Source organism: Pseudomonas sp. ANT_H12B, assembly GCF_008369325.1.
GTDB lineage: Bacteria > Pseudomonadota > Gammaproteobacteria > Pseudomonadales > Pseudomonadaceae > Aquipseudomonas.
Window position 1 is genome coordinate 207,413 of record NZ_VOBI01000009.1, and the last position, 17,319, is coordinate 224,731.

Consider the following 17,319-nt stretch of genomic DNA (forward strand, 5'->3'; position numbering starts at 1 on the left):
GTAGAGCAGGGAATCACCGATGATCACCAGTAAGCTGCCAAATGTCGGCATCACTATTTTCACTCAGATGTCTCAGCTCGCAGCGCAAACCGGGGCAATCAACCTGTCTCAGGGTTTTCCCGATTTCGATGCCCCGAAGGCTTTGTGCGATGCGGTAGGTCGGCATATTGCCAATGGCCACAACCAATATTCTCCGATGACCGGCCTGCCGGCATTGCGTCAGCAGATTGCGGCGAAGATTGCCCGCAGCTACGGCGTCAATGTGGATGTCGATCACGAAGTGACGGTCACCCCCGGTGCGACCCAGGCGATTTTTTGCGCGATTCAGGCGGTTATCCACCGCGGTGACGAAGTGATCGTGTTCGATCCGGCCTACGACAGTTATGAGCCGTCGGTGGAGCTGGCCGGCGGTCGTTGTGTGCATGTGCAGTTGGGCCTGAATGATTTCTCCATCGACTTCCAGAGGCTCGGCGAAGCCATTACGCCGCGCACTCGGATGATCATCCTCAACACCCCGCACAACCCCAGCGGCGCACTGATCAGCCGTGCCGAGCTGGATCAATTGGCGGCGTTGATCCGCGACCGCGACATTTATGTGGTCAGCGACGAAGTCTACGAACACCTGGTATTCGACGGCGTGCCTCACGTCAGCGTGCTCAATCACCAAGAGCTGTATCAACGTGCCTTCGTGGTCAGCTCCTTCGGCAAGACCTATCACGTCACCGGCTGGAAAACCGGCTACGTGGTGGCACCGCCGGCGCTCACCGCAGAGCTGCGCAAGGTGCACCAGTACGTCAGTTTCTGCGGTGTAACGCCGCTGCAATATGCCTTGGCCGACTTCATGGCCGAGCACCCGGAACATGTGGAAGAACTGCCGGGTTTCTATCAGGCCAAGCGTGACCTGTTCTGCGATTTGCTGACGCCATCGCGCTTCAGTTTCACGCGAGTGACCGGTACGTATTTCCAGTTGGTCGATTACTCGCAGATCCGCCCGGACCTTAACGACGTCGAGATGGCGCTGTGGATGACCCGCGAACATGGCGTGGCGAGCATCCCGATCTCGGTGTTCTACCAGAAACCGCCCGAAGGCCAGCGTCTGGTGCGCTTGTGCTTCGCCAAACGCGAGGAGACCCTGCGTGAAGCAGCGGCAAAACTATGCGTGATCTGAGTGCACTGCCCAATCTGAACATTGCGTTGATCCAGACCACCCTGGCCTGGCACGACCGTCAGGCCAATCTGGAGCATTTCGAGCAATTGTTCGAGCAGGCTCGCGGGGCTGACCTGATCATCCTGCCGGAGATGTTTACCACCGGTTTTTCGATGGAGTCGGAAACCCTCGCCGAGTCGGAAAATGGTCCCACCAGCAAATGGCTGCGGGTTCAGGCGGCGAAATTCGATGCGGTGATCACCGGCAGCATCATCGTCCAGGCTGCTGACGGTAGTCATCGCAATCGCCTGTTGTGGGCGCGGCCGGACGGGGAGGTGTGGCACTACGACAAGCGCCATCTGTTCCGCATGGCGGGCGAGCATAACCACTACACGCCGGGTGAGCGTCAGGTGCAGTTTGAACTCAAGGGCTGGCGAGTGCGGCCGCTGATTTGCTACGACCTGCGCTTCCCGGTCTGGAGCCGCGATGCGCAGGACACCGACCTATTGTTGTACACCGCCAACTGGCCGGGCGCACGACGCCTGCACTGGAACCGTTTGCTACCGGCGCGGGCGATCGAAAACCTTTGCTACGTGGCGGCGGTGAATCGCGTTGGTACTGACGGAAAGGGGTTTGCCTACACCGGTGATAGCCAGGTGCTGGATTTCCAGGGTGAGACATTGTTCAGTGCTGGCGAAGCGGATGGGGTATTTCAGGTCGTTCTGAATGCTGCCGACCTTCAAGCTTACCGCACGCGTTTTCCGGCAAACCTGGATGCCGATACCTTCGAGTTCACGTAACCGATCGTTCCCACGCAGAGCGTGGGAACGATCAACAGCGATTAACAAAAAAGGCCCCTGGGTTTTCACCTAGGGGCCTTTTTGCATTTCAGCGAAGCTTACGCCGCTTTCGCTTCCGGCTGGCTCAGGGAACGGTTCAGCGCGCTGAACAGGGCCTTGAAGCTGGCGGTGGTGATGTTTTCATCGATACCGACGCCGTGCACCGCACGCTCACCGTTCACCCGCAGTTCAATGTAGGCCGCAGCCTTGGCATTGGTGCCCGCGCCGATGGCGTGTTCGTTGTAGTCCATGATCTCCACCGGGATCGGCAGGCCGGCCACGAGGGCTTCCAGCGCACCATTGCCCTTGCCACGCCAGTGCAGGTTGGTTTCGCCCTGACCTTTGCTGGAGACTTCCACTTCCACGGCGCTGTGACCGTTTTCTTCCTGCAGGCGGTGGCTGACCAGCGCGTACGGGGTGTTGGCCTGCAAGTACTCGCTGTGAAGCAACGCGTGAATCTGTTTGGCGGTCATCTCCAGGCCCAGGCGATCGGTTTCACGCTGCACCACTTGACTGAACTCGATCTGCATACGGCGCGGCAGGCTGATGCCGTATTCCTGTTCCAACAGGTAAGCGATACCGCCCTTACCCGACTGGCTGTTGACGCGGATCACCGCCTCGTAACTGCGGCCGATGTCGGCCGGGTCGATCGGCAAGTACGGCACTTCCCACAGGGCGTCCGGTTTCTGCTGGGCGAAGCCCTTGCGGATGGCGTCCTGGTGGGAGCCGGAGAACGCGGTGTGAACCAGGTCGCCGACGTACGGGTGACGCGGGTGCACTGGAAGCTGGTTGCACTCTTCGACGACTTTGCGCACGCCGTCGATGTCGGAGAAGTCCAGCTCAGGGTGAATGCCCTGGGTGTAGAGGTTCAGTGCCACGGTCACGAGGTCGACGTTACCGGTACGCTCGCCGTTGCCGAACAGGCAGCCTTCGACACGGTCGGCGCCGGCCATCAGGCCCAGCTCGGTGGCGGCAACGCCAGTACCACGGTCGTTGTGTGTGTGCAGGCTGATGATCACGCTGTCACGACGGTTGATGTGACGACCGAACCACTCGATCTGGTCGGCATAGATGTTCGGGGTGGCGCATTCGACGGTCGCTGGCAGGTTGAGAATCACCTTGTGCTCAGGCGTCGGGTTCCAGACTTCGATGACTGCGTCGCAGACTTCCTTGGCGAACTCCAGTTCGGTTGCGCTGAAGGTTTCCGGCGAGTACTCAAAGGTCCACTCGGTATTCGGTTGCTGGGCGGCGTATTTGACGAACAGCTTGGCCGCGCTCACGGCGATTTCCTTGATCCCGTCCTTGTCTTGATTGAAGACAATCCGGCGGAAGGAAGGGGAGGTCGCGTTGTACAAGTGAACAATGGCTTTCTTCGCCCCACGCAGGGATTCGAAGGTGCGCTCGATCAAGTCTTCACGGCCTTGGGTCAGCACCTGAATGGTGGTGTCGTCCGGGATGTGATTGCCTTCGATCAGGGTGCGCACGAAGTCGAAGTCGGTTTGCGACGCGGCCGGGAACGAGGCTTCGATTTCCTTCACGCCCACCGACACCAGGGTTTTCCAGAAACGCAGCTTCTTGACCGCGTCCATCGGCTCGATCAGCGACTGGTTGCCGTCACGAAGGTCCGAGCTGCACCAGATAGGTGCGGCGGTAATGGTCTTCGACGGCCAGGTGCGGTCCGGGATGTCGATAGTCGGGAACGCGCGGTATTTCGAAGACGGGTCTTTGAGCATGCTCATCGGGAAATCCTTATTGTGTGGGCCGAAAAGAGGCGGCCTGCCGGTGGATCAAATGTTCTTGGGGAAAAGCGTAAGACGAGGCACCGCGATTCAGCCCGGCAGTCGTGCACTGACAAGGCACAGGCTGCGGTGCTGGCGAAGCTGAATGAGGGTGTGAGAGGTTTTCATGCCCTCAACCCTAACCGCGAGAGTGAAGGATGGCAAGCAGTCGAAAAAAATTGAGAGGAATACTCGAAAAGTTGCGGTTATCGAGATTTTATTGCGGTGAATGGCGGTGATTGTTTTTATGTTTGCGCGAGGTTCGATCGATGCGCAATTGAAAGCTTCGGCTGATGGGATGTGTCAGCGCAGCTATTCTTAAAGCCTCACCAAGGACTACTGGCAGGCAGGAGTCGGCAATGAACGATTCGGATTGGAAGCTTTATAGCGCGCTGCGTCCGTTGGCCCATGAGCGAATGTGTGTGCGGATCATGGAGGAGGTCGAGCGCACGGTGCTGGATAAAAGCATTAAGTCTTATGAGCGTATTGAAGCCAGTGAAGAGCGGTTGAAGGCCGGTCAGCAGGAGCTGTATTGGGCGTTTGGTGTTTTCAGTCACTCACGCAGTGAGGCGCCTGCTCACTTGCTGGGGCTGTGTACTCATGAGTTGATCACCCCTGAAGAATTGGCTGGCTTCTCGGAGGAAACCCAGGCTTGGATCAAGGAGTGTCTGGCGCACAGGGAAGTCCATGGGATTGAGGACCTGGACGCGGAATAAGCGGCGCCAGTGAGGCCGCCTTCGCGAGCAAGCCCGCGAAGAGGCCGGTAGCCTCAACAACTATTTACGGCTGAAATGCCCCAATGAAAATCGCCGGATCAACCCGCGCATCATTCAGGCTGACGTTCCAGTGCATATGCGGCCCGGTCGCGCGTCCGGTGGCACCCACTTTCCCGACCACTCCACCACGGGCCAATTGCTGGCCAACCTTTACGTCGATTTTCGACATGTGGCAGAACATGCTGATAAAACCCTGCCCGTGATCGACAAACACCGTGTTGCCATTGAAGAAGTAATTACCGATCAAAATTACCTTGCCCGCCGCCGGCGTCTTGATTGGCGTACCGGCAGGCACGGCGAAGTCCAGGCCCGCATGCGGATTGCGCTCTTCACCATTAAAGAAGCGGCGCACGCCGAACTTGCTCGATAGCGGGCCGTTGACCGGTTTGTCCAGCAGCACATTGCTCGGGGTGTTCGGGCTGAAGCTGCGATAAGCCTGGATCTGCTCGGCCAGTTCCCCTTCGATACGCTTCAGATTTTGCGGGTCCGGATTGACCTGCTGCTTATTCTTCAGCGTGATGTGCTGTTCCGGGTATTTCTTGTTGCCAACGGTAAAACCCAGATTGCGGCCGCCGCTGCTGACTTGCTGCGTGCCCGGCTTAACCGTCAACGGCACGCCAACAATCGCCAGCCAAGTGCTCTGTTCCTTGACCACCAGCACCGGTTTGCCTTGATACGTGGCTTTCGGCGCTTGGACCGCAGCACCCAGGTCCACCACCGCCACGCCCCCCGGCACCGGTTTGTTCAGCAGACGAGTGATGTAACTGTCGGCGTGGGCGTTGAAGGTCAGGCACAGCAACAGCAGCGGAGCTAAAAAACGCGGCATGGATCAATCCAGTAAAGAAAGGGTGACAGGCGTCAGGTGATTGTCTTCGACCCGCACTTGCAGCTCGCCGTTGCCGAGTCTGGCTTTCAGGCGCTGGCCGGTGTGGGTTTGCTCGGCGCTACGGATCGCATTGCCGCGCTCGTCCAGCAAAATGCTGTAACCACGGGCAAGGGTCGCCAGCGGGCTGACCACCTGCAGCGTCTGCACCTGACTTTGCAGTTGCAGGCGACGCCCCTTGAGACCTTCGCGCATGGCGCGGGGCAGGCGTTCAGCAAGGCTGTCGAGGCGCTGACGGAGCATTGCCAGTTGCCGCCCGGGATGTTGCCCGGCGAGGCGGGTTTCCAGACGAATCAGCCGTTCGCGACGGGTATTGAGATTACGTTCGAAGGCGCGGCGCATGCGCATGTCCAGATCATCCAGGCGTTGTGCTTGCTGACGCAGGCGTTCGCCGGGATGACGCAGTCGGCGCGACATGCCTTCCAGGCGCAGTCGATCGCGCATCAACCGGTCGCGGATGCGCATCACCAGCCGTCGATGCAGGCTTTCAACCCGACGCACCAGGTCGCTGGAATCCGGCGCGAGCAATTCGGCGGCGGCGGAAGGCGTCGGGGCGCGAACGTCGGCCACGAAGTCACTGATCGAGACATCGGTTTCATGGCCGACGGCGCTGACAATCGGTGTCACGCAGGCATCCACGGCGCGGGCCACGGCTTCTTCGTTGAAACACCAGAGGTCTTCCAGCGAACCACCGCCACGGGCCAGGATCAGCGCATCGAAGCCACGGGCGTCTGCCAGTTTCAGTGCGCGGACGATTTGCGCGGTGGCTTCGCGACCTTGCACGGCCGTGGGGATCAGCGTCAGCTGCACCTGTGGCGCGCGGCGGCGAAAGACGCTGATGATGTCGCGAATCACCGCACCGGTGGGCGAACTGATGATGCCGATGCGTTGCGGATGGGCCGGCAGCGGCACTTTGCGTTCGGCACTGAACAGGCCTTCGGCGCTGAGCTTTTCTTTCAGCGCGTCGAAGGCCAGGCGCAGAGCGCCGTCGCCGGCCGGTTCCACGGTGTCGAGGATCAGCTGATAGTCGCCACGGCCCTCGAACAACGAGACCTTGCCACGCACCTTGACCGCCAGCCCGTCCTTCAACGCCTGACGAACCCGCGCAGCGTTCTGCCGAAACAGCGCACAACGCACTTGGGCGCCGCTGTCCTTGAGGGTGAAATACACATGGCCGGACGCCGGCCGGGCGAGGTTGGAGATTTCGCCTTCGACCCAGATATTGCTGAACACGTCTTCGAGCAACACCCGCGCACGGCCGTTGAGCTGGCTGACAGTCAGAACTTCACGGTCCAGGCCGAGTCTTGCAAAAGGATCTTTAATCATGGGGCGCATGATAAAGGCATTCGGCAATCAATCTCCATGAGTCAGCGAAAATCCTTGTGGGAGCGGGCTTGCCCGCGAATACGGTTTAACATTCAGCATCTACATCAACTGACACACCGCTTTCGCGAGCAAGCCCGCTCCCACAGGGGGAGACGTCGTCAGCGATATTCAAGGAAGGCATGCGGATGAATGTGCTTGAGTTGTTAAACCAATGGCCATTCGGCACAACGGATTGGCTGGTGATCGGGTTGGGCATCGCCCTGGCTTACATCGTGTTCGGCATTGCCGGCTTCGGCACGGCATTGGTGGCGGGGCCGATTCTGATTCTGTTCATGCCGCTGTCGAAGATCGTGCCGTTGCTGGTGCTGCTGGATTTCGTCGCCGCGTTCGGCAATCTGCTGCCCTCGCGCCGGGATGTGGCCAAGCCGGAATTGCTGCGATTACTGCCGTGCATGGCGGTGGGTTGCACGTTGGGTGTGATTTTTCTGCTGAACCTGAAATCCGATCTGTTGCTGCTGTTGATGGGGCTGTTTATCAGCGCCTATGCGATTTACAGCCTGTGGGTCAAAACCCGGCCGACGCAATTGTCCGCCGGTTGGGCAGTGCCGATGGGCACGGTGGGCGGGATGTTCGGGGCGTTGTTTGGCAGTGGGGGCTTTTTATATGCGATCTATCTGAACAGTCGGCTGCCCAAGGACGCGGCCCGGGCCACCCAAAGTGCGCTGATCAGTTGCAGCACCGTGGTGCGTTTGAGCCTGTTTGCCATCGCGGGTGTTTATGCCGAACTGCCGTTGTTGGTGCTGGCGCTGTGTTTGTTACCGGCGATGGCGCTGGGGTTGTGGGTCGGCCGACGGTTGACCATGCGCCTGTCCCGTGAGGCGTTTGTACGGCTGGTGACCTGGTTGGTGCTGGCCAGCGGGATCGCCTTGGTCGGGCGTTATCTGAGCGCCTGACGCAAGGCTGCCCTGATGCCAATTGTGAGAGCGAGCAAGCCCGCTCTCACAGGTTCAGTCGTTGTACTGACTCAACAACCGCTCCAGCCGGGCGCTGAGGCGGCGTTTGATCTCGGTTTCGATGTGCGGGGCAAAATCGTCGATCACGTCTTGCATGATCAATTGCGCGGCGGCGCGCAGTTCGCTGTCCAGGTACAGCAGGGCATCGGGACCCTTGCTGGCGGCCGAAGCCGGTGGGGCGGTTGGTGTCGGTGCGATGGCCGGTTCAGGAGTGCCGACCGTATCGAACAACATCGGAATCTGTTCCTGATCACCTTCTTCGACCGTGTCGGTCAGCAGCGGTGGTTGCAGGTTGTCATCGCCGAGCAGTTGGCGGATCGACTCAAGGTCGTCCAGCAGATGCGCGGACTTTTGCTGCGGTTTTGGAGTGTCCATCGGAATGCTCAGAGTCGCTGTAAACGGTGATCTTGCAGAGGATAGCCCTGTTCGCGGTAGAAACGGAAACTCTCCCGCGCAGCCGTACGTATCGTCGGATCTTCCACCACCACTTCGGCCACCCGGGCGAACTTGTTGGCAAAAGCCGGGACTTTCAGGTCGAGATTGACCAGCAAATCCTGATGCAGGCCGCAGTCATCACCAAGGCCCAGAACAATCAGGCCATCCGGTTCGCTTTCGGCGGGGCCATGGGGCACGAAACTTTCGCCCTTGAAGGCCCACAGGCGCGCATCGAGATCGTCGCGCTGGGTGGCATCGCTGCAATGCAGGTAGATACGGTGGCCCATGCGCCAGGCTTTTTCGGTGAGCTTGCAGGCAAAATCCAGCCGCGCTGAAGGATCGGCGCTGGGCAGGATATAGAAGTCGACTTTGGTCATTGCGGTTCCTGAGCCAAGGGTGGCGTCACCGGTCAGTGACGCCGCCCCGGGTCATCGGTTTCAGGCTTTGGCGCGGTCCAGCAGGTATTGGGTCAGCAGGGGTACCGGACGGCCAGTGGCGCCCTTGTCCTTGCCGCCGCTGGTCCATGCCGTGCCGGCGATGTCCAGGTGCGCCCAGTTCAGGTTCTTGGTGAAGCGCGACAGGAAGCAGGCCGCGGTGATGGCGCCGGCTTTCGGGCCGCCAATGTTGGCGATGTCGGCGAACGGGCTGTCCAGCTGCTCTTGATACTCATCGAACAGCGGCAGTTGCCAGGCGCGGTCGTCGGCCGATTGGCCGGCGCTCAGCAGTTGGCCGATCAGTTCGTCGTTGTTGCCGAGCAGGCCCGAGGTGTGGGAACCCAATGCAACAACACAAGCACCGGTCAGGGTGGCGATGTCGATCACGGCTTGCGGCTTGAAGCGCTCGGAGTAGGTCAGGGCGTCGCACAGCACCAGACGGCCTTCGGCGTCGGTGTTGAGGATTTCCACGGTCTGACCGCTCATGGTGGTGACGATGTCGCCAGGACGAGAAGCGTTGCCGCTCGGCATGTTCTCGGCGCAGGCCAGAATGCACACCAGGTTGATCGGTAGTTTCAGTTCGAGCACGGCGCGCAGGGTACCGAAGACGCTGGCAGCGCCGCCCATGTCGTACTTCATTTCATCCATGCCGGCGCCCGGCTTCAGGCTGATGCCGCCGGTGTCGAAGGTGATGCCTTTGCCGACCAGCGCGTACGGCTTCTCGGATTTCTTGCCGCCGTTGTATTGCATGACGATCAGGCGCGGTGGCTGGGCGCTGCCCTGGCCGACGGCGTAGAACGAGCCCATGCCCAACGCCTTGATCTTCTTCTCGTCGAGGACTTCGACTTTCAGATCCTTGAACTCTTTGCCCAGGCTTTTCGCCTGCTCACCGAGGAATGTCGGGTGGCAGATGTTCGGCGGCAGGTTGCCCAGATTGCGGGTGAAGGCCATGCCGTTGGCGATGGCGGTGGCGTGGGTTACGGCGCGTTGCACTTCAGCCTGAGCCGCCTTGATGGTCACCAGGGTGACTTTCTTCAGGGCGCGGAGCTCGGCTTTCTGGCTCTTGAACTGATCGAACGTGTATTCGCCGTCCACCAGGGTTTCGGCCAGCAGGCGGGTCTTGCCGTAGCTGTCGCGACCCTTGACCACGACTTCGTCCAGGGCCAGCACTGCATCGCTGCCGCCCAGGCCTTTAAGGGTGCTGAGGATGCCAGCGATGATTTTACGGAACGGGCGATCGCCCAGCTCTTCGTCCTTGCCGACGCCCACCAGCAGCACGCGCTCGGCCTTGAGGTTCGGCAGGCTGTGCAGCAACAGGCTCTGGCCGACTTTGCCGGCCAGGTCGCCGCGCTTGAGCACAGCGCTGATGGCGCCGCCGCTCAGTTCGTCGAGTTGGTGCGCAGTAGCGCCGAGCTTGCGGCCTTCGCCGACGGCGACCACCAGAGTGGCGGTCTTCAACGTTTCTGGGCTAACGCTTTTTACAACCAGTTCCATGTCCGGGTCCCTGAATAAATGGTCAACACGCAAGCGCTCGACAATGTGCATCCGCCGCTTGCTATAGATAGAAAGGCGCAGGTCACGGCCCGCGACAAAGGCCGCAGTTTGAACCTCGCTACCGGCGCCTGACAACCCTCGGTTTGTACGATCTTCAACGCTTTAACCGCCTGCTTGAGCGTGCGCAGTGACAGGCGCGCTCAATCACAGGATAATGCGCATCTTTTTCGGCGGCTCTGCTCTGCGAGCCGGCTGATGCGTTTGCTTGTTTGGCCGCCTTAGCCTGACAACCCTGGAGTGTCTGGTTTGATCGTCTTCCGTTATCTGTCCCGCGAAGTCCTGTTGACCTTGAGCGCCGTCAGCGCCGTGCTGCTGGTCATCATCATGAGCGGTCGCTTCATCAAATACCTCGCCCAGGCGGCTTCGGGCCTTCTGGATCCGGGTTCACTGTTCCTGATCATGGGCTTTCGCCTGCCGGGTTTCCTGCAGCTGATCCTGCCATTGGGACTGTTCCTGGGGATTCTGCTGGCGTATGGCCGGCTGTACCTGGAAAGCGAAATGACCGTGCTGTCGGCCACCGGCATGAGTCAGCAACGTCTGTTTGCCATGACCCTTTTTCCGGCCACTCTGGTTGCCCTGGTCGTGGCGTGGTTGAGCCTGAGCCTGGCGCCACAAGGTGCCAATCAGTTTCAGTTGCTCCTGAACAAGCAGGACGCCCTGACCGAGTTCGACACCCTGGAGCCGGGTCGCTTCCAGGCCCTGCGGGACGGCACGCGGGTGACCTATACCGAAACACTGTCGGATGACCGTATCAACCTCGGCGGTGTGTTCATTTCGCAAAAGAACGTCAATTCCGATAACAAGGATCGCGGGATTTCCGTGCTGGTGGCCGAGAAGGGCCGTCAGGAAATCCGCCCCGACGGCAACCGCTACCTGATTCTCGACAACGGCTATCGCTACGATGGCAACCCGGGGCAGGCCGACTACCGGGCGATCAAGTACGACGAGTACGGCGTATTGCTGCCTAAACCGGACGTCAGCGACGAAGTCACCGACCGTGATGCGATGACGACCAGCTCCTTGCTGGGCAGTGACGACATTCGTTCCCGCACCGAGCTGCAATGGCGTCTGTCGTTGCCATTGCTGGTCTTCATCGTGGCCCTGATGGCGGTGCCGCTGTCGCGGGTTAATCCGCGCCAGGGTCGTTTCCTCAAGCTGCTGCCGGCGATTCTTCTTTATATGGCTTACCTGTCCATCCTGATTGCCGCTCGCGGCGCCCTCGAAAAGGGCAAAATTCCGCCCGCGCTTGGGTTGTGGTGGGTGCATGCGATATTCCTGGTCATTGGCCTGGGCTTGCTCTATTGGGAGCCGTTGCGCTTGAAGATGGCGAGTCGCCGCGCTGCGCTGGAGGTGGCTCGTGGTTAAGCTCGATCGCTACATTGGTAGCAGCGTATTCGTGGCGATCCTGGCGGTGCTGGGGATCATTCTCGGTCTGGCAACGTTGTTTGCCTTCATCGACGAGATGGGTGACGTCAGCGATACCTACACCCTGGTTGATGTGTTGAGTTACGTTCTGCTGACGGCCCCGCGTCGTCTTTACGACATGTTGCCGATGGCGGCACTGATCGGCTGCCTGATCGGCCTCGGCAGCCTGGCCAGCCACAGCGAACTGACCATCATGCGTGCAGCGGGCGTGTCGATCGGGCGAATCGTCTGGGCGGTCATGAAACCGATGCTGGTCCTGATGGTGGTGGGCGTGTTGATTGGCGAGTACGTGGCGCCGGCGACCGAAAGCACCGCCCAGGCCAATCGCTCGCTGGCTCAGGGCAGTGGTGACGCACAAAGTGCCAAGCACGGTCTGTGGCACCGTCAGGGTGACGAGTTCATTCACGTCAACTCCGTGCAGCCCAATGGTCTTTTGTATGGCGTTACCCGTTATCGCTTCGACAAGGAGCGCCACATGCTGTCGGCGAGCTTCTCCAAGCGCGCGGAGTTCGACAAGGATCACTGGCAACTGAGCGAAGTCACCACCACGCTGTTCCACGACAAGAGCACCGAAGTGGTGAGCACGCCGGTCGAGCGCTGGGACGTGGCGCTGAGCCCGCAACTGCTCAGCACGGTGGTAATGTCCCCCGACTCGTTGTCGATCACCGGTCTGTGGGGCTACATCCACTACCTGGCTGACCAGGGGCTGAACAATGGCCGTTACTGGCTGGCATTTTGGGTCAAGGTGTTGCAGCCGTTGGTCACCGCAGCCCTGGTGCTGATGGCCATTTCCTTCATCTTCGGTCCGCTGCGCTCGGTGACCCTCGGTCAGCGCGTATTTACCGGTGTGCTGGTGGGTTTCACCTTCCGCATCGTCCAGGATCTGCTGGGCCCTTCGAGCCTGGTGTTCGGTTTCTCGCCGCTGTTTGCGGTGTTGTTGCCAGCCAGTGTCTGTGCCTTGGCCGGGGTCTGGCTGTTGCGTCGGGCCGGTTGATCGCGGGTATTTCCCGCTCTGACTGTTAATGAAAACGCCTCTGTCGCAAGACCGGGGCGTTTTTGTATGCGCCGTCTGACCTGCGAACGTGACGCTTGCGCCGTGGATCAGGTACAATTCCCGGCTATTTTTCGGCGGGCTATGCCTGCAGCCTTTTTGAGTGTTGATCCGTGAGTGATTTGAGTCATATCCGCAATTTCTCCATCATCGCCCACATTGACCATGGCAAGTCGACGCTGGCTGATCGCTTCATCCAGATGTGCGGCGGCCTTGCCGAGCGTGAAATGGAAGCCCAGGTGCTGGACTCCATGGACCTGGAACGTGAACGCGGGATCACCATCAAGGCCCACAGCGTCACCCTGTATTACACCGCTCGCGACGGTATCAAGTACCAGCTGAACTTCATTGACACCCCGGGCCACGTCGACTTCACCTATGAAGTCAGCCGGTCGCTGGCGGCCTGTGAAGGTGCGTTGCTGGTGGTCGATGCCGGTCAGGGCGTTGAAGCGCAATCGGTTGCCAACTGCTACACGGCGATCGAGCAGGGCCTGGAAGTCATGCCGGTCCTGAACAAGATCGACCTGCCTCAGGCCGATCCGGACCGCGTCAAAGAAGAAATCGAAAAAATCATCGGCATCGATGCCACCGACGCGGTCGAGTGCAGTGCCAAGACCGGCCTGGGCGTCGACGAAGTGCTCGAGCGTCTGGTTCACACCATTCCTGCTCCGACCGGCAACTACGAAGATCCGCTGCAAGCGTTGATCATCGACTCCTGGTTCGACAACTACCTGGGCGTTGTCTCCCTGGTGCGTGTGCGTCACGGTCGCGTGAAGAAGGGCGACAAGATTCTGGTCAAGTCCACCGGCAAGATCCACCTGGTGGACAGCGTCGGTGTCTTCAACCCCAAACACACCGCCACCGTTGACCTGAAGGCCGGCGAAGTGGGCTTCATCATCGCCGGTATCAAGGACATTCACGGTGCACCGGTCGGTGACACCCTGACCTTGAGCTCCACCCCCGACGTTGACGTGCTGCCCGGCTTCAAACGCATTCAGCCGCAGGTATACGCCGGCCTGTTCCCGGTCAGCTCCGACGACTTCGAAGATTTCCGTGAGGCCCTGCAAAAGCTCACGCTCAACGACTCGTCCCTGCAATACACCCCGGAAAGCTCCGACGCGCTGGGCTTCGGCTTCCGCTGCGGGTTCCTCGGCATGTTGCACATGGAAATCATCCAGGAGCGCCTGGAGCGCGAGTACGACCTGGACCTGATCACCACGGCGCCGACGGTAATTTTCGAGCTGTTGCTGAAAACCGGTGAAACGATTTACGTCGACAACCCGTCGAAGCTTCCGGACCTGTCCTCGATCGAAGACATGCGCGAGCCGATCGTGCGGGCCAATATTCTTGTGCCGCAAGAGCACCTGGGCAACGTCATTACCCTGTGTATCGAAAAGCGTGGCGTACAGCACGACATGCTGTTCCTCGGTACCCAGGTCCAGGTGACCTACGATCTGCCGATGAACGAAGTGGTCCTGGACTTCTTCGACCGTCTGAAATCCACCAGCCGTGGCTATGCTTCGCTGGATTACCATTTCGATCGTTATCAATCGGCTAATCTGGTGAAACTGGATGTGCTGATCAACGGTGACAAGGTCGACGCCCTCGCGTTGATCGTGCACAAGGATAACGCGCACTACAAAGGTCGCCAGTTGACCGAGAAGATGAAAGAACTGATTCCACGTCAGATGTTCGACGTCGCGATCCAGGCCGCCATTGGCGGGCAGATCATTGCGCGGACCTCTGTCAAGGCGCTCAGAAAGAACGTATTGGCCAAATGCTACGGCGGTGACGTTAGCCGTAAGAAGAAACTGCTTGAAAAGCAAAAGGCCGGTAAGAAACGCATGAAGCAAGTCGGTAACGTGGAAATTCCACAAGAAGCCTTCCTTGCAGTGCTCAGGTTGGATAGTTAGGTCCTATGTCACTAAATTTCCCGCTGTTGCTGGTCATCGCCGTGTTCGTCTGCGGCCTGTTGGCGTTGCTCGATCTGGTTTTCCTGGCGCCGCGTCGGCGTGCTGCCATTGCTTCCTATCAGGGCAGCGTCAGCCAGCCTGACGGGCTGGTGGTCGAGAAGCTGAACAAAGAGCCGCTGCTGGTCGAATACGGCAAGTCGTTCTTCCCGGTGTTGTTCATCGTGCTGGTGCTGCGTTCGTTCCTGGTGGAACCGTTCCAGATTCCTTCCGGTTCGATGAAACCGACCCTGGACGTTGGCGACTTCATTCTGGTGAACAAGTTTTCTTACGGGATCCGCCTGCCGGTGCTCGACAAGAAAGTCATCGAAGTCGGTGATCCGCAGCGCGGCGATGTGATGGTGTTCCGCTACCCGAGCGATCCGAACGTCAACTACATCAAGCGTGTAGTGGGCCTGCCGGGTGACCAGATTCGTTACACCGGCGACAAGCGTCTGTTCGTCAACGGTGAGTCGATTGCCGAGCAACTGGTCGGCTCCGAGCCGGGCACGTTGGGCAGCGCCGAGCTCTACAAGGAAAAACTCGGCATCGCCGAGCACCTGATCCGCAAGGAAATGAGCCGCTACCGCGCAACGCCGGACCATTCGTGGACCGTGCCTGCCGGGCACTACTTCATGATGGGCGACAACCGCGACAACTCGAACGACAGTCGCTACTGGGATGATCCGAGCATTCCCAAGGATCTGCTGGGCATGGTTCCCGACAAGAATATCGTCGGCAAGGCCTTCGCAGTCTGGATGAGCTGGCCGGAACCTAAACTCAGTCACCTGCCGAATTTCTCGCGGGTTGGCCTGATCAAGTAATCACACACGGCGCTGTTGAACACAGCGCCGAATGCATTTCTGGAACCGGCACAATCGGCGCCAGAAGCATGAAAACAATGATATTCAGGACGTAATTTTTGAACACAGCGTTAATTGTCCCAAGCCTGCGCCGACTCTCGGCGATGGCGGTGGAATCCAACCACGAACTCAGCGTGGGTAAACCGTGAGCGTTTCCTTAAGCCGTCTCGAGCGTCAGCTCGGCTACACCTTCAAGGATCAGGAACTGATGGTCCTGGCCCTGACTCACCGCAGCTTTGCCGGGCGCAACAACGAACGCCTGGAATTCCTCGGTGATGCCATCCTTAACTTCGTCGCGGGCGAAGCGCTGTTCGATCGCTTCCCGCTGGCCCGCGAAGGCCAATTGTCGCGTTTGCGCGCACGCCTGGTGAAAGGTGAGACCCTGGCCGTACTGGCCCGTGGTTTCGATCTGGGCGAATACCTGCGCCTGGGTTCCGGTGAATTGAAAAGCGGCGGTTTTCGTCGCGAATCGATTCTGGCCGATGCCCTGGAAGCACTGATTGGTGCGATTTACCTGGACGCCGGCATGGACATGGCGCGCGAGCGCGTGCTGGCCTGGCTGGCCGGGGAGTTCGAAGGCCTGACACTGGTCGACACCAACAAAGATCCGAAAACCCGCCTGCAGGAATTCCTGCAGTCGCGCGGTTGTGAGCTGCCGCGTTACGAAGTGGTGGATATCCAGGGTGAGCCGCATTGCCGGACGTTTTTCGTCGAATGTGAAATCACCTTACTGAATGAAAAAAGCCGAGGTCAGGGTGTGAGCCGTCGTATTGCCGAACAGGTAGCGGCCGCTGCAGCACTGATTGCCCTGGGCGTGGAGAATGGCCATGACTGATTCAACCGCAACTCGCTGTGGCTATGTTGCCATCGTCGGCCGTCCGAACGTGGGCAAGTCCACGCTGCTGAACCATATCCTGGGTCAGAAGCTGGCGATCACCTCGCGCAAGCCGCAGACTACCCGTCACAACATGCTGGGCATCAAGACTGAAGGCGCTATCCAGGCTGTTTACGTCGACACCCCGGGCATGCACAAAGGTGGCGAGAAGGCCCTCAACCGTTACATGAACAAGACCGCTTCGGCGGCGTTGAAAGACGTCGACGTGGTGATCTTCGTGGTTGACCGCACCAAGTGGACCGACGAAGACCAGATGGTCCTCGAACGCGTCCAGTACGTGACCGGCCCTTTGATCGTGGCGCTGAACAAGACTGACCGCATCGAAGACAAAGCCGAGCTGATGCCGCACCTGAGCTGGTTGCAGGAACAGCTGCCGAACGCGCAGATCATGCCGATCTCGGCCCAGCACGGGCACAACCTCGAGGCACTGGAGCGTGTGATTGCCGGTTACCTGCCGGAAAACGATCACTTCTTCCCGGAAGACCAGATCACCGACCGCAGCAGCCGTTTCCTCGCCGCTGAACTGGTGCGTGAGAAAATCATGCGCCAGATGGGCGCCGAGCTGCCGTACCAGATCACCGTGGAAATCGAAGAGTTCAAGCAGCAGGGGAAAACCCTGCACATCCATGCCTTGATCCTCGTCGAACGTGATGGTCAGAAGAAAATCATCATTGGCGACAAGGGCGAGCGGATCAAACGCATCGGCACCGAAGCGCGCAAGGACATGGAGCTGCTGTTCGACTCCAAGATCATGCTCAACCTCTGGGTCAAAGTGAAAGGCGGCTGGTCCGACGACGAGCGCGCCTTGCGTTCGCTGGGTTACGGCGACCTGTAACACCGGTCAGCGCTGCACTGTAGAACCCTGTGGGAGCGGGCTTGCCCGCGATGAGGATGTAACATTCAGCAGAGTTGTTGAATGTGAATCCGCCATCGCGGGCAAGCCCGCTCCCA

At 59.6% G+C, this 17,319-nt stretch carries 16 protein-coding genes; 10 read left to right on the forward strand and 6 right to left on the reverse strand.

All coding sequences use genetic code 11. The features are described from left to right. The first annotated feature begins 19 nt into the window (after nt 1-19). Complete coding sequence (locus FQ185_RS16225; RefSeq protein ID WP_149418281.1) at nt 20-1,168, forward strand: pyridoxal phosphate-dependent aminotransferase; 1,149 nt, start codon at nt 20-22, stop codon at nt 1,166-1,168. Continuing rightward, nucleotides 1,156-1,947: an amidohydrolase gene (locus tag FQ185_RS16230; RefSeq protein ID WP_149418282.1), complete on the forward strand. Its 792-nt coding sequence runs from the start codon at nt 1,156-1,158 to the stop codon at nt 1,945-1,947. Before FQ185_RS16225 ends, FQ185_RS16230 begins: the two co-directional genes overlap by 13 nt. 98 nt (nt 1,948-2,045) lie before the next feature. Here the strand turns inward: FQ185_RS16230 and leuA are convergent, their stop codons facing one another. Beyond that, nucleotides 2,046-3,725: a 2-isopropylmalate synthase gene (gene leuA, locus FQ185_RS16235; protein ID WP_149418283.1), complete on the reverse strand. Its 1,680-nt coding sequence runs from the start codon at nt 3,723-3,725 to the stop codon at nt 2,046-2,048. Between the two features lie 398 nt (nt 3,726-4,123). Between leuA and FQ185_RS16240 the strand changes: the two genes are divergently transcribed. After that, nucleotides 4,124-4,480 (forward strand): hypothetical protein, encoded by a 357-nt coding sequence (locus tag FQ185_RS16240; RefSeq protein WP_149418284.1) that lies wholly within the window; start codon nt 4,124-4,126, stop codon nt 4,478-4,480. Between the two features lie 64 nt (nt 4,481-4,544). Here FQ185_RS16240 and FQ185_RS16245 read toward each other — a convergent pair whose 3' ends face one another. Both FQ185_RS16245 and xseA read right to left on the reverse strand, forming a co-directional pair. Then, the gene (locus tag FQ185_RS16245; RefSeq protein ID WP_149418285.1) at nt 4,545-5,366 is read right to left on the reverse strand and encodes a peptidoglycan DD-metalloendopeptidase family protein; all 822 of its coding nucleotides are present in this window, start codon (nt 5,364-5,366) and stop codon (nt 4,545-4,547) included. Between the two features lie 3 nt (nt 5,367-5,369). After that, on the reverse strand, nt 5,370-6,749 hold the full coding sequence (gene xseA, locus FQ185_RS16250) for an exodeoxyribonuclease VII large subunit (RefSeq protein WP_149418286.1): 1,380 nt from the start codon (nt 6,747-6,749) through the stop codon (nt 5,370-5,372). 185 nt (nt 6,750-6,934) lie between these two features. Between xseA and FQ185_RS16255 the strand changes: the two genes are divergently transcribed. Continuing rightward, nucleotides 6,935-7,702 (forward strand): sulfite exporter TauE/SafE family protein, encoded by a 768-nt coding sequence (locus tag FQ185_RS16255; RefSeq protein WP_149418287.1) that lies wholly within the window; start codon nt 6,935-6,937, stop codon nt 7,700-7,702. 54 nt (nt 7,703-7,756) lie between these two features. Here FQ185_RS16255 and FQ185_RS16260 read toward each other — a convergent pair whose 3' ends face one another. Genes FQ185_RS16260 through FQ185_RS16270 form a run of 3 tightly spaced genes read right to left on the reverse strand, consistent with a single transcriptional unit; the run spans nt 7,757 to nt 10,125 of the window. Next, entirely contained in the window at nt 7,757-8,137 is a 381-nt protein-coding gene (locus FQ185_RS16260; RefSeq protein ID WP_149418288.1) for a DNA polymerase III subunit chi, read from the reverse strand. 8 nt (nt 8,138-8,145) lie between these two features. After that, on the reverse strand, nt 8,146-8,574 hold the full coding sequence (locus FQ185_RS16265; RefSeq protein ID WP_149418289.1) for a DNA polymerase III subunit chi: 429 nt from the start codon (nt 8,572-8,574) through the stop codon (nt 8,146-8,148). A 60-nt stretch (nt 8,575-8,634) separates the two neighbouring features. After that, nucleotides 8,635-10,125, reverse strand: a complete 1,491-nt coding sequence (locus FQ185_RS16270) for a leucyl aminopeptidase (protein WP_149418290.1) — start codon at nt 10,123-10,125, stop codon at nt 8,635-8,637. A 306-nt stretch (nt 10,126-10,431) separates the two neighbouring features. Between FQ185_RS16270 and lptF the strand changes: the two genes are divergently transcribed. The 6 genes from lptF to era all read left to right on the forward strand — a co-directional run bounded on the left by lptF (nt 10,432) and on the right by era (nt 17,203). Further along, nucleotides 10,432-11,550, forward strand: a complete 1,119-nt coding sequence (gene lptF, locus FQ185_RS16275; protein WP_149418291.1) for an LPS export ABC transporter permease LptF — start codon at nt 10,432-10,434, stop codon at nt 11,548-11,550. Beyond that, nucleotides 11,543-12,604, forward strand: coding sequence for an LPS export ABC transporter permease LptG (lptG, locus tag FQ185_RS16280; RefSeq protein ID WP_149418292.1), 1,062 nt, complete (start codon nt 11,543-11,545; stop codon nt 12,602-12,604). The genes lptF and lptG overlap by 8 nt, the downstream gene beginning before the upstream one ends. Nucleotides 12,605-12,774: 170 nt before the next feature. Then, on the forward strand, nt 12,775-14,574 hold the full coding sequence (gene lepA, locus FQ185_RS16285; RefSeq protein WP_042932348.1) for a translation elongation factor 4: 1,800 nt from the start codon (nt 12,775-12,777) through the stop codon (nt 14,572-14,574). A gap of 5 nt (nt 14,575-14,579) precedes the next feature. Continuing rightward, nucleotides 14,580-15,434, forward strand: coding sequence for a signal peptidase I (lepB, locus tag FQ185_RS16290; protein WP_149418293.1), 855 nt, complete (start codon nt 14,580-14,582; stop codon nt 15,432-15,434). Nucleotides 15,435-15,618: 184 nt separating this feature from the next. After that, the gene (rnc, locus tag FQ185_RS16295; protein ID WP_033053426.1) at nt 15,619-16,308 is read left to right on the forward strand and encodes a ribonuclease III; all 690 of its coding nucleotides are present in this window, start codon (nt 15,619-15,621) and stop codon (nt 16,306-16,308) included. Beyond that, complete coding sequence (era, locus tag FQ185_RS16300; RefSeq protein ID WP_010463054.1) at nt 16,301-17,203, forward strand: GTPase Era; 903 nt, start codon at nt 16,301-16,303, stop codon at nt 17,201-17,203. Before rnc ends, era begins: the two co-directional genes overlap by 8 nt. Nucleotides 17,204-17,319 lie beyond the last annotated feature (116 nt).

Coding starts and splice junctions, on each gene's coding strand:
- FQ185_RS16225 (WP_149418281.1), top strand. CDS start 20: ATGATCACCAGTAAGCTGCCAAATGTCGGCATCACTATTTTCACTCAG.
- FQ185_RS16255 (WP_149418287.1), top strand. CDS start 6,935: ATGAATGTGCTTGAGTTGTTAAACCAATGGCCATTCGGCACAACGGAT.
- FQ185_RS16245 (WP_149418285.1), bottom strand. CDS start 5,366: ATGCCGCGTTTTTTAGCTCCGCTGCTGTTGCTGTGCCTGACCTTCAAC.
- FQ185_RS16240 (WP_149418284.1), top strand. CDS start 4,124: ATGAACGATTCGGATTGGAAGCTTTATAGCGCGCTGCGTCCGTTGGCC.
- FQ185_RS16265 (WP_149418289.1), bottom strand. CDS start 8,574: ATGACCAAAGTCGACTTCTATATCCTGCCCAGCGCCGATCCTTCAGCG.
- era (WP_010463054.1), top strand. CDS start 16,301: ATGACTGATTCAACCGCAACTCGCTGTGGCTATGTTGCCATCGTCGGC.
- FQ185_RS16270 (WP_149418290.1), bottom strand. CDS start 10,125: ATGGAACTGGTTGTAAAAAGCGTTAGCCCAGAAACGTTGAAGACCGCC.
- FQ185_RS16230 (WP_149418282.1), top strand. CDS start 1,156: ATGCGTGATCTGAGTGCACTGCCCAATCTGAACATTGCGTTGATCCAG.
- FQ185_RS16260 (WP_149418288.1), bottom strand. CDS start 8,137: ATGGACACTCCAAAACCGCAGCAAAAGTCCGCGCATCTGCTGGACGAC.
- leuA (WP_149418283.1), bottom strand. CDS start 3,725: ATGAGCATGCTCAAAGACCCGTCTTCGAAATACCGCGCGTTCCCGACT.
- xseA (WP_149418286.1), bottom strand. CDS start 6,749: ATGATTAAAGATCCTTTTGCAAGACTCGGCCTGGACCGTGAAGTTCTG.
- lepB (WP_149418293.1), top strand. CDS start 14,580: ATGTCACTAAATTTCCCGCTGTTGCTGGTCATCGCCGTGTTCGTCTGC.